12 protein-coding genes are annotated in these 12676 nt (G+C 38.2%); all 12 read right to left on the bottom strand.

Going from position 1 to position 12676, the window contains the following annotated elements; translation table 11 throughout:
- Nucleotides 1–84 precede the first annotated feature (84 nt).
- Nucleotides 85–1386, bottom strand: a complete 1302-nt coding sequence (locus tag KTHG_RS18905) for a cation:dicarboxylate symporter family transporter (protein ID WP_139995886.1) — start codon at nucleotides 1384–1386, stop codon at nucleotides 85–87.
- A gap of 196 nt (nucleotides 1387–1582) precedes the next feature.
- A complete protein-coding gene (locus KTHG_RS18910; RefSeq protein WP_139995888.1) occupies nucleotides 1583–2482 on the bottom strand; it encodes a response regulator in 900 nt (299 codons plus the stop codon).
- 1 nt (nucleotide 2483) lies between these two features.
- Nucleotides 2484–3755, bottom strand: coding sequence for an ATP-binding protein (locus KTHG_RS18915; protein WP_139995890.1), 1272 nt, complete (start codon nucleotides 3753–3755; stop codon nucleotides 2484–2486).
- A 157-nt stretch (nucleotides 3756–3912) separates the two neighbouring features.
- Complete coding sequence (locus KTHG_RS18920; protein WP_126992018.1) at nucleotides 3913–4242, bottom strand: antibiotic biosynthesis monooxygenase; 330 nt, start codon at nucleotides 4240–4242, stop codon at nucleotides 3913–3915.
- Nucleotides 4233–4631: an ankyrin repeat domain-containing protein gene (locus KTHG_RS18925; protein ID WP_139995892.1), complete on the bottom strand. Its 399-nt coding sequence runs from the start codon at nucleotides 4629–4631 to the stop codon at nucleotides 4233–4235. The genes KTHG_RS18920 and KTHG_RS18925 overlap by 10 nt, the downstream gene beginning before the upstream one ends.
- On the bottom strand, nucleotides 4632–5408 hold the full coding sequence (locus tag KTHG_RS18930; RefSeq protein WP_370362826.1) for an ABC transporter ATP-binding protein: 777 nt from the start codon (nucleotides 5406–5408) through the stop codon (nucleotides 4632–4634). It abuts the gene before it with no gap.
- A complete protein-coding gene (locus tag KTHG_RS18935) occupies nucleotides 5401–6429 on the bottom strand; it encodes a FecCD family ABC transporter permease (RefSeq protein ID WP_139995896.1) in 1029 nt (342 codons plus the stop codon). The genes KTHG_RS18930 and KTHG_RS18935 overlap by 8 nt, the downstream gene beginning before the upstream one ends.
- Nucleotides 6429–7364, bottom strand: coding sequence for an ABC transporter substrate-binding protein (locus KTHG_RS18940; protein ID WP_139995898.1), 936 nt, complete (start codon nucleotides 7362–7364; stop codon nucleotides 6429–6431). Before KTHG_RS18940 ends, KTHG_RS18935 begins: the two co-directional genes overlap by 1 nt.
- A 230-nt stretch (nucleotides 7365–7594) precedes the next feature.
- A complete protein-coding gene (locus KTHG_RS18945; RefSeq protein WP_139995900.1) occupies nucleotides 7595–8587 on the bottom strand; it encodes a HAMP domain-containing protein in 993 nt (330 codons plus the stop codon).
- A 141-nt stretch (nucleotides 8588–8728) separates the two neighbouring features.
- Nucleotides 8729–10153, bottom strand: coding sequence for a YcdB/YcdC domain-containing protein (locus tag KTHG_RS18950; RefSeq protein WP_139995902.1), 1425 nt, complete (start codon nucleotides 10151–10153; stop codon nucleotides 8729–8731).
- Nucleotides 10154–10271: 118 nt separating this feature from the next.
- Nucleotides 10272–11441, bottom strand: a complete 1170-nt coding sequence (gene ldmS, locus KTHG_RS18955; RefSeq protein ID WP_126992025.1) for an L-aspartate--L-methionine ligase LdmS — start codon at nucleotides 11439–11441, stop codon at nucleotides 10272–10274.
- A 1-nt stretch (nucleotide 11442) separates the two neighbouring features.
- On the bottom strand, nucleotides 11443–12657 hold the full coding sequence (locus KTHG_RS18960; protein ID WP_126992026.1) for a M20 family metallopeptidase: 1215 nt from the start codon (nucleotides 12655–12657) through the stop codon (nucleotides 11443–11445).
- Nucleotides 12658–12676: the final 19 nt, after the last annotated feature.

The following is a 12676-nucleotide window of genomic DNA, read 5'->3' on the forward strand; positions in this document are numbered from 1 at the left end:
TATTCTAGCATCACTTTATGTCCAATGCATGTCAATAAATGCATAAAAAAAGAGCTCAGGCCGAAGCCCAAGCTCTTGGAATTGTTATTTCTGTTTGGCTGCAAGTTCAGCTGCTTCATTTTCAAAGTAATTGTTGTACTTATCCATATCAAGACGGCCTTCCCATTTCGCCATAACGAATGCTGCTAATGTGTTACCACATACGTTAACTACTGTACGCATCATATCTAGTAGACGGTCAACACCAAGAATGAATGCTAAACCTTCTAATGGAATACCTACCGCGCCAAGTGTTGATAAAAGAACAACGAATGATACGCCTGGTACACCCGCGATACCTTTAGAAGTAACCATTAATGTTAAAACTAAAATAATTTGTTCAGTTAATGTTAAATCAATATTATACATTTGAGCAATAAATAATGCTGCAATTGCTTGATATAAAGTAGAACCATCTAGGTTAAATGAATAACCTGTTGGAATAACGAATGAACCAATATCTTTTGGTACACCGGCTTTTTCTGTTTTAATCATAATACGTGGTAATACAGATTCCGAACTTGAAGTTGAGTAAGCTAAAATTAACTCATCTTTCATAATTTTAATAATACGGAACATGCTAACCCCAGCAATTTTCGCTGTAATACCTAATACGACAACAATGAAGAAAATCATTGCGAAGTATACAAGAATCATTAATTTACCTAATGGAATTAATGAAGATAAGCCAAATGTTGCTACTGTATTAGCGATTAATGCAAATACACCGATTGGAGCAAATTTCATAATTGTATTTGTTACCCAGAACATTGCATCTGCTACACCTTGTGCAAATGCTAATACTGGTTTACCTTTATCGCCAATTGCCGCTACTCCAAGACCGAACAACACAGAGAAGAAGATGATTGGTAACATATCTCCATTTGCCATTGATGACACGATGTTTGTTGGTACGATGCTAACAATTGTATCCATAATACCGTGATGCTCTTCAGCCATTTTATGTGATGAATCAACATAAGATGAAATATCACCTTTTGATAACTGACTCATGTCGATGCCTTTACCGAATTTTGTAATATCAGCTAAGAAAATACCTAAGATAATCGCAATTGTCGTAATGATTTCGAAGTAGATTAATGTTTTAAGACCTAACTTACCTACTTTTTCTAAACTACCTTGACCCGCTACACCTACGATTAATGTAGAAACAATGATTGGCACAACGATCATTTTGATCATGCTCATGAAGATTGTTCCTAGTGGGTAAACATATTTCGTAATGTTTTCGTTACCATAAAAAATGGCACCCACGATAATACCTAGGATAAGACCGATTAAAATTTGCCATGCCAGGCCTAATTTTTTACGTTTTTTCTTCTCCATCTATGAAGCCCCCTTTGAGAGTATATAATTATTTTTCATATCTACTTTTAAAACTATAATCTTATTCTATAGTTGACTTATAAAATCCGACATTATCCGACAGTTTTATTAAATAAAATTTTCAAAATAATTATTTCTTCATAGTTTTTTTTGATAATTACCGATGCATATATCTCATTATGCGATGAAATTCATCTCATTTCGAAGGCTTTCTCCTAAATTTATCCATAGAATCCACAAATAGAACTTGAATAAATTTTTTAATATTTACTTTTATCTTTTTCGGCATGGAACCGCTTTCTTGAATTTCTTTCATTGCTACACGAATTTCTGCGAAGTCAAAATAACGTGGTGCATAGTATTCGAATTCAGGATTGGTGTAGTCTACAACACCTAATGTAGCAATGTTATTCATTGCTGCAAGGATGGTACGACGAATCCGTTGCTCGATTGCTTTACTTTCTTTCGCAATCTCTGGTCCACTAAAACGTGTCTTAGAAGCAATTTCTTCATACAATCCTTTTAAAGAAGGAACTTGCATCGTTGCTTCTTCACGTTCTGATAGTAGCATAATGATTCGAACGATATCATCACTCCCTACTTCGCCGACAATTCCCATTTCACTTAGAATAGAAAGCACAACATCTTTCATTGTTAAATGTGTTTCTTCCTTTGTTTCTTCTTCAAAATGAAGAATCGATTTACGAATCGTCATCAGCGATTTTTTCAAAATAAAGCGTTCACTCGTTTTACGTAAGATACTTTGCACTTCTATACGATTGATTGGCTTGTTAATGAAAAACTCTACATCCTTTTCATAGGCTTCTCCAATCATTTCCTTATTAACTACTTGTGAAATCATAATAAAATGACCTTTAAAGCCTTGGCGACGAAGCTGGTCTATTGTTTCAATGCCATCCAAATCTGGCATTAATAAATCAATTAATACAAAATCGGGATCGCTCGAAAGAATGGGCTCTAATGCATTTTCTCCGCTATCGGCTTCTCCTAATACAACACCCATATCGCCTTCTAAAATAATTTGTTTCAACATGCGTCGACTTGCCGCATCATCATCGACAATAAAATAGCGCATTTTACTTTTCCCCCTTTTGCAAAATCATTTGCATTGGAATATCGACAATGAAAATAGTGCCCTTTTCTGGTAGCTCCACTTTAATATGGCCATTTAATGTTTGAATTACTTCTTGTACATGCGAAAGACCAATACCTGTAGCGGCTACTCCTTGTTCATTATATTTTGTCGTAAATCCTGGTTCAAAAATAATATCTAAATCTTCTGGTGGAATTCCTTTGCCATCATCTTGAATAATAAAATAAACGTTATCATTTTTTTCAAAAACTTTTAAGTCAATTGTTCCTTGTCCCTCTAATGCTTCAATTCCATTCGCAACAATATTATTTAAAATAGCGAGTAGTGGAATGTGTTGGTTTGTATAGAAATCAACAGATTGTTCCACATGAAACATTATATTTCGACCAAGCATTGCACCGTACTTTTCGTTGGCTACTTGTACAAGATTCATGACATCTGATAGTGAATAGTACTCTTCCGTTTTATGCATCGTCATTTCTGAAATGCTCGAAAAAATACGCTGGGAATCTTTTTTCACCTCATGAATCTCCTGTGCAATATGTAGTGCTTTTAAGCCTAATTTACGATTTTCATTTTTCTTCAGCTCACGGTATAACTCGTAGCTTTCTGCCATAATTTGCTCAATATGATTCATTGATTTTTGTAAATACAGTGCTTCTACATATAAATCAGACCCCATCGTTAATTGCTCTTGAAGGTGCTTTCGTTGCTCAGATAAAATAACTGTACTATAAATTCCGATAACAAAAAAGCTACGGAAAATCGCGACACATGCCACTAAGACAAAATCAAAAAAACTTAACGATATGTCTGGGATTAATAAAAATCGGAGTACATGCTCAGCACTATTACTAATAAATTCAATAATAGAGGCGAAAACCCCTAATAATAATGGTTGGTTGCTATACATGCGTAAATTGAAAAACTGGAATGCGCATGCAAAGACCACATAATAGAAGAAAGCCGGGTAATTATTAATGAGTACCTCTGATGAAAAGCCATGATTTATTAACTCTAAGCCCATGCGAAAGAGAATCGTGACGATGCCTGTTAGCACGCCAACAAGGATGACAGACTTCACAGGTCGTACTAATAAAAAGAGCAAGAAAACAATACTCCCTAAAGCAAATCGAAAATTTTCTGTACTACTAAAGGGCAGTAATTTAATTTCACCTAATAATGTCGTTACAATGGCAACGATTAAAATCCAAAGCCATTCGGCATTTAAAAAATTGTATTTCGTTTGAAGCATTGTGCGCCATCTCCCTTATTGTATCTTATCTCACTCTGAACGGATGTCACGAAATTATTAGAAATGACGAATGTTCTGCTTAAAAGTATAAAATATTTATATCCTTTTGCATATAAAAAGGCCACGTTATAAGCGTGGCCTTTACTTTAAAAATGCATTATTTTGCTGGTACAGCTGGATAATGTTCATATTTTACTTCGTAAATGCTAACATCATTCCCTAGCATTGGTGAATCTTCTTCTTTTGCGACACGTTTATGTGTATTCACCGCTTCTTCTGATGTGAACCAAGCATTGAAATCTGATTTTGTATCCCAATTCGTGCAAATCTTCACTTCATCGTAGTCATGATTTTTTTCATTAATTAATACTTCCATGCGAATAAAGCCTTGTGCTGATGCGACTGATTTTGGTGTAGCAAAACGTTGTGCTACGGCTTCCCCAAATCCTTTTTTTGTACGAATTGTATTCACTAATTTTACTGGCATTGAAATTTCTCCCTCTCCATTAATTGATTTAAGTATTCAAGCACCGGCTCTGCTTCAAATCCACCACGCTCAGCATGACGAATCAGTGCAATACCATGTGCTCCCTTAGCATGTAGTAGCATGGGATTGTCATCCAACGCCATTTCAACAAAATTTAAATCCCCGAGCATTGCTTGTGAAAATAAGGTTTTCTTTGCGCCTTTTTTAAGTAACAGTTCTGCAATGTCCCTACTTCCTGTATGCGCCGCGGCGGCAAGACCACTTTCAATATCCCCCGCACCCCAGTCCATCTCTACAAAGGCGAGGGACGGTTCAATATTTAAAAGATGCTCTACCATGTCATAATCGCCATGCGCCGCAATGATAAATGGTCGAATCAGTTCTTTCATTTATCCGTTCCTCCTTCTAAGTGGTGTAAAGTAAACACCATCATTATTGCTATGAACCTCTGCGTCGATATTAAAAACAGTTTGAAACATTTCTGTACAAAGCACGCATTGGGGGATGCCATCATAATGAATTTGGCCATTTTTCATAACAATTAGGCGATCGCTATAGGTAGCAGCTTGGTTAATATCATGTAGTACCATCACAACAGTAATGCCGAATTCCTCGTTTAAATATTTCACAAGCTCTAGTACTTCCATCTGATGTGCAATATCTAAATAGGTTGTTGGCTCATCAAGGAGCAATACTTTGGAGCGCTGTGCAACGGCCATTGCAATCCATGCACGCTGACGTTCACCGCCAGATAGACCTGGCAATAAGCGATTTTTCATCTGCGTCAAGCCGGTTACATCCAGAGCCCATTCGACGATTTCTTGATTTTCGTGTGATAACTTCCCGATGCCCCGCTGAAACGGCGCGCGTCCAAATTCAACAAGCTCACCAACTGTTAAATCTAAGAGATGGTCATTCATTTGTGGGAGCATCGCTAGATTTTTAGGGAGTTCCTTTTTAGGTATGGCTTTTACATTCTTGCCATCAATGATGATATTGCCTTCTTCTGGCTTTAATAAATTAGCAATCACACGTAGCAGCGTCGACTTCCCAGAACCATTCGGACCGATTAAACTAATCACTTCGCCTTTTTCAATAGTTAAATTGATGTCCTTTAATGAAAAAGCAGGATTGCGTACGTATTGAATATTTTCTGCTTTAAGCACGTGCATCGCCCTTTCTATTTCGTTGAATTAAATACAAGAAGAATGGCCCACCAATGAAGGCTAATAAAATACCAACCGGCAACTCAATTGGATCAAATACCGTACGTGCAATCATATCTGCAAAGACGACGATAAAAGCGCCGCCAATGGCTGATGCTGGTACTAAGAAGCGGTCATCACTACCGATGATAAGGCGTAGAATATGTGGAATAACTAAGCCAACAAAGCCGATTAAGCCTGAAACACTAACCGCAATACCTGCAAGTAATGCACTAAGTACAATTAATAAAAAGCGTATAACTTCCACGCGTTGCCCTAATAACTTTGCTACATCATCCCCTAGGCGTAGCATCCGAATATATTTCACAGAAAACATCGAAATGATGATGGCACCGATTGCATAATAAACAATCAGTTGAAAATGAGACCAGCCAACGCCGGCAATACCACCTGATAGCCATGGTAGTGCGGCTTGTACACGGTCGCTATAAAGTAGCATTAAAGCATTTGTTCCTGCACCGACAATTGCATTCACTGCGACACCGACTAGCACGATTTTGACGGGTGTTGCACCACCCTTCCATGCTAATAGGTAAATCAGTAATGCGGTAATTAACGCACCTAAAAATGCGGCTAACGGTAATAATGTGATGTATGCAGGAAAAATAATCATAATCGTAATGGCTGCAATACCGGCACCTGATGACACACCGATGATGCCAGGGTCAGCGAGTGGATTTCGCATAATTGCTTGTAAAATCGCACCAGCTATTGCTAAGCAAGCGCCCACTAACATTCCGACCAGCACACGTGGAAAGCGCAGTTCCCAAATGACACGACGCTCTAATGAACTATCTACAACGGTTAGGCCATGCCAAATTTCGGTTAATGAAAAGCGTACGGAGCCAATCATTAAACTAGCGATGGAGACGATGAGCAGTAAAGCCGTTAATACAATAAATGTCCACCGCCGTTTTTTTGCTAATGGATGAACTTTTACTGAAGATTGTATCGCGACCATTAGCGCACCTCATCTAGTTGTTTTTTCATTTCATCCAGTGCTTCCGTAATTTTCGTTCCTGGGTTTTGGCCAAATAATTCTGCGGATAACACAACAACGCGTTTCTCTTTAACGGCATCTAAGTTTTTCCAAGCCGCATTTTGATTCATTTCTTTCTCAAAGGCTTTTTTTACTGCCTCTGGATCGCTATGTGTGATGAGCATGACGATTTCTGGATTTGCTTCAACAATTTTTTCGGTACTCATACTTGCATAGTTTGGATATTGATCTGCTTTCGGGAAATCTGCCGCAATATTTTCGCCACCAGCTTTCGCTAAAATATCACCTGATAGTGAAGATGGTAATGCTGCTAAAAATGTCCCTGGTGCACCGTAAACGAGTAATGCACGTACTTTATCCGTGTTTTTTTCTAGCGTCTCTACGTGCTCTGTGATCTCATCGTTTAAATCACTTGCCTGCTGCTCTTTTTCGAGTACATCCCCAAATAATGTAATATTCTCTTGAATATCATCAATGGAATCAGCTTTCGTATACACTACTTTGGAGCCTTGATTTTCAAGTGTGTTGGCATATTGCTTAAATGATTCCTGTGCGAAGAGAACATCAGGATGTACTTGTGCAATTTGTTCTAGTGAAGGTGAATGAGGATTGCCGATTTCTTGAATGCCTTCAAAGCTGGCTGGTTTTTTACCTGTCATGGTTGGAACGCCCACAACATTCGCCTCTAGTTCCATTAACGTTTCTGCGTCTCCCGGGCTAAGTGCTGCCACAGATGTTGGTGCTTTCGTAAGCTCCACTTTATTATTGAGACGATCGGCTGTTGAAATTTGGACTTTCCCAGCTGCTGTGTTTGTATCGCTTGATGACCCACTACCACAAGCAGCTAATCCGAGCGTCAAACACGCTACGATAGAAAGTCCTATGTATTTACGCATGTTTTTGTTCCTCCTCGCCGCTTATAATTGATAAACATTATCATTTAAAACATGTTGAATTCATCATACAAGCTAATGAGAATCATTGTCAATTAAATTTTCAGAAAAAAATAAAAAGCGATGGATTTTTGCGAAATACGCTAAAAAACCATGCTTTTTCTCGTTAATATCATTTTTTTGTTATCGATGTCACGTCAAGACCTATTTCATTCACTATGTCATTATAGCTTTTAATGCATCGGCTCTACGACAATTGCACACCACTGCTTACCCTTATACGCGTTATATCCTTGCGAGACACTAAACGCAACGAGCTCATTTCGTTCCATTTGATAACCACTTTTTTCGATACCTCTTATAGACTTTTGCACGGTAGCGTAATGTGCTAAGTCTTTTTTCAAAATGTCTGTAGCATCCTTAGAAGCAATGACAATACCATCTTTATTGATTATGTATAAGGATGAATCCTGACCTACATTTGCGCGTTCAATAATTTCCATGACATATTGCCAGTTAAACCTTGTTGATATCACACCAATGGTTTTTCCTGTATCGTCCTGAATTGGACTTGAATAATTCATCGTATGCGCTTGAATGGTTTTTGAATAATAAAGGTCTGTCACATACGGCTGATTTGTTTTTATGACCTGCTCAAACCATTCATGTCCTGATAAATCTTCACCGATTAATTGATGGTTTTTTGCGGTTGCAACGACACACCCAGTTAAATCGACAACGAGTAATTCGAAATATACTTCATAAATTTTTAGTGTATGTGCTAAAAACTGATTTGCAATTCGTTGATTTTCTATTGAATGATTTTGCACAACATTTTTCACAGCTGAAAAAGTTGCCCATGCCTGTGCATCACAATTACGCTCGAATAAGTTGCGTTCAATTTTATCGATCGTATCGTAGGCAACATCGACGGTACGCACCGCAATGATTTCATTCGCTTTATTATGCATGCGCTGAATAATGTCTTCACTCGACTTACTAGCTTCCATGCTCGACGTCGCAAATTTATCGATTTCCTTAGCGACGACCGCAAAACCACGTCCTGCCTCACCTGCTCTAGCAGCTTCAATACCTGAATTAAGTGATAAAATCTTTGATTGCATCGAAATGCTTTGAATTTTTTGCATCACTTTTTGCATTTCATGATTGTCTTCTTTTAACTCTTCAATAAGTGCGGAAATATTTAGCTCAGTCGTTGTTGTCATAAAGTAGCCCCCTTTTCTTCTATTATAAGCAAAGTTATTTGAATTTTGTGACTTTTTTATTATAAAAAATCTGCAGGACCGATACTTTCCTCACAAAAAAAGAAGAACAGCATTTGGATGCTGCTCTTCCCTAGGAGGCGATTAGTCTTCTAAATATAGATCTTCGAAAATGAATTCACCCGTATTGCTTTCAATTTTTTCTAGTATTGATTGACCATCATTAAAGATAATTTCATAAACTAACGTATAAATCGGGAAATCATCCTGACTTTCAATGGCACGTGCTAAACGAAGTTGTAATGCGTCGATATAGCGTTTATTCGCCTCTTCTAATGATACTTCTACATCATCTGTTGAGAAATTCTCAATAACTGCTTCATTTACGCGTGTCACTGTACAGTCTTTAATATGTCCCGTGTACGTGCCAATATCAACATGAATATTGTATTCATCCACTGGGATTCCTTGTACGGTGCGTAGGAATGAGAATGTGCGGAAGGGTTCGAAATCATTATCCTCATCTTCGAAGTCGTCATCAAATTCATCATCTTCAGCCATGGCTTCTTCCATTGCACGGAAATAGGCAAGCTCTTCTTCTGTCAGCTCTGGCTCGTCTTCTTCAAGCTGTTCTTCAAGCTCAAACTTCGTATGAATTTCACCAACAACTAGTTCTAAAAATTGTTTCGCATTATCTTCTAGCTCTGCAATTGAAAGCTCTGGTTGCGTTTCATCCCAAGGTTTCACAGATTCGTACATGGTTTCGTAGACATCACTGCGATCGATGCGCACATAAATGCTGTCATCTGTTGGTGATGTCCATGTTTGTACATCTTCTTCATCAGTAAATACCATGTCTGAGTCAATACCCAATAATTCAGGTAATGATTTTGTGACAGTAACTGCTTCGATTGCTTTTTTCGGTAATTCTTCTTCCGCATCTGGGTCGAATACAGTCGTTACTTTACCATCAACACCTACTGCGGTGAAACGATTTTTAGGCACATAAACAATATGCAGCTTGTCTGGCGTTTCTTCAATTTCACGTTTTAATAACAGTTCATTTGCTAAAGTTGCTTTTGCTTGCTCAGCGGTTACAGTTATTTCTGGATACGTTAATTGGTAATACGTTTGGTTTAGCGTTGCTGACACGATAAAGCCTTGTCGATTGATTTCGACCTGTGCACCAGAGTTTGGCAGTGGCAGATTTAATTGGTGATCAAATTGTTCAAAGGTTACTAAAATCGTATCGCCAATCCATTGTTGTACATTTACATAACGTAAGTCTCCTGAACAAAATTCTTCCGCAAATTCTTCGGCCATTTCTTTTAAGTCTTCGAGTTCAAGTTCTTCGTATTCATCTAATGAAATATCATTATTGTCTGTAATTTCTTCGATATCGATCATAATATTCGTTAGTTTACCTTCATCTGACACTTCAATTTGACCGTATATAATACCACGATTGGCATCAACGATTTCGCCCATGAAATCTTCTTCTTCGCGTTCGATTTTTATAACTGGACGACCAAGCATGTACTCTCTAATTGCCATTTCTAATTCCATCATTATACTTAATCCTCTCATTGCTTGTTCTATAGATTTGTTACTATCATATCATGTTTCTTCTTTATTTTTGCATATGTAATGAAATTGAAAAAAGGAAAGCTTTCGCCTCCCTCTGTCGTTAACGTGCTACTGCACCACTTTTAAATAAACTTTCCTCATAAAGCTCAATATCTTCTAAAGAAAAGGCATGCCAAATGCAGACAAAGGATGATGGGGCACCGCCTTCAACTGCATCGCCGTCATAATAACTAAGCGGTAATAATACGTCTTGTGCAATATAATCTGCCATCAGATTATAGAATGCGTCGTTATGTTCCTTATCTATCGCATCATAGGTATAAAATTTCATACAGTGACTGTCTAATGCCTCAGCATACATGAGCATCGATGTAGAGCCATTTAAACGGAAATTTAAGTCAATGGCTTTTACTTCGCCTTCCTCCGTCCATAACAAATCGAATCCTGCAATGCCTACATAGCCTTTATCCACACCCGCCTGCATAATTTCACGTCCTGCTTGAATGACTGCTTCCGGAACATTGTCGATCATTACATTACCTGCATAAACCCCCTCGTCATCTGTAATTTGTACAGAGGTACCGAGATACTGAAGACCAATATTTTCACTATAGGCATACTGGCACGAATAATTTTCAATTTCTTTAACATATTTTTCAATGATGACATGATCTGCGCCTTCTTGCGTAAAGAGCTTTTTGGCCTCAGCAAGCTGCTCTTCTGTATGACAAATTTGCACACCATAACCACCAGCAGTTGGCGTTTCATCGCCTGGCTTTAAAACAAATGGTAATTCCCAGTGCTCTAGTGCCTTTTCTAAATCTTTACTATCAATTACTTCACGTTCAGGTACATATTTTTCTGGAACGATTTCTCGTAAATAGGCTTTGCTATTTAAATAATTTAACAGTTTTGCATCCATCCAGTAAGCATCGCGGTCAATCGTTTTCTTACCATGAATATATTGTAAAACGACTTCTTTTTTCTCGTCACCCCATTGCTTTAAAATCGCATTGTAATCTTCTTTATTTTTATACGTATAGGGCTGTTCTGGAAATGGAATACTTGCTAAATCGAATAGCTTTTTTGCTTTATCTGTTTGTGTTGCCTCGTGAACAAGTACAGGCACGTCTGCAATTAATGTTTCACGTGCAGATAGGGCATTGAGTTTTTCGTTGCTTGGCATCCAAGGATTGATTTCATGTGCTGGTCGCGCTGAGAAAACAACATCGCCATAAATATCTCTCATCGTATATTTTGGTTTTAGCATATTAAATACTCCAATCTGTAAAGGTTTGTTGTTCCACTACATCTTTATGAGTTGCTTTAATACTTTCTAATAATTCCGCATCCTCCATAAGCGCCAGTCCTGTAAGTGCAAGAGCCTTTGCTGACATAAGAAGCGCCTCATCTGCTTTTGGTGAAGCAGCTGCCTCACAAAATTCTTTTGTATGACCAATTAATGTAGAGGATCCGATTTTGATATGTGGATGAATTGTAGGTACTACTTGACTAACATTCCCTGTATCGGTAGCTCCGAATCCAAAATTATCATCATGGAATTGTTCACCTAAGCTTTCGGCCATTTCTCTAAAGACGCCATCTAACGTTTTATTAATGAAAAAGTCATCGACGCCATTTTGGATAAAGCTAAATTCCATACGAGCACCAGTTTGTAAGGCTGCTCCTTCTGCAATCGCTTTAATACGGCGTGTTAAGTCATTTAAATGACCTCGACTACGTGCGCGGGTAAAAAAGCGCGCCTTCGTATATTCCGGAATAATATTTGGTGCCTGGCCACCTTCTAAAATAACGCCATGTACACGGTCTGTATCGAGCATTTGCTGACGGTATGCATTAATACCAGCATAAAATTGCAGCATTGCGTCGAGTGCATTGATACCGTCATGTGGATTTTCAGAGGCATGTGCTGGCTTACCAAAAAACTCCACTTCAAAAACATCTACCGCAAGCGTCGGAATCGTTTCATAAGAATCATGTCCGGGATGTACCATGAGTGCAACGTCGACATCTGCAAAACGTCCATCTTTTACATAAGCGGCTTTTGCACTGCCATTGACACCACCTTCTTCTGCAGGTGTACCATAAATACGTAATTGCCCGCCCACTTTATCTACGACTTGCTTCAGCGCAATGCCTGCTGCACTAGAAGCGGTACCGATTAAATTGTGCCCACACGCATGACCAAGTCCTGGTAGCGCGTCATACTCTGCTAAAAAGGCAATGGTCGGACCTTCCTTTTCTGCCTTGTAACTTGCGATAAAACCTGTATCATAGCTTGAAATATTTTTTTCAATTTCAAAGCCAAAATCCTCTAATAAATCAATCAATGTTCGCGACGCAAAAAATTCTTCATTGCCGACTTCTGGTCGTGCATGTATTTTATGACTAATATCAATTAAACGGTTAGATAATTGGTCCACCGTCTTTTCAATACGTGTGCGATATTGTGCTGTAACTGTCATACCAAATCCCCCTTGTTAC

Origin of the sequence: Kurthia sp. Dielmo (assembly GCF_000307285.2) — a bacterium.
Classification (GTDB): Bacteria; Bacillota; Bacilli; order Bacillales_A; family Planococcaceae; genus Kurthia; species Kurthia populi.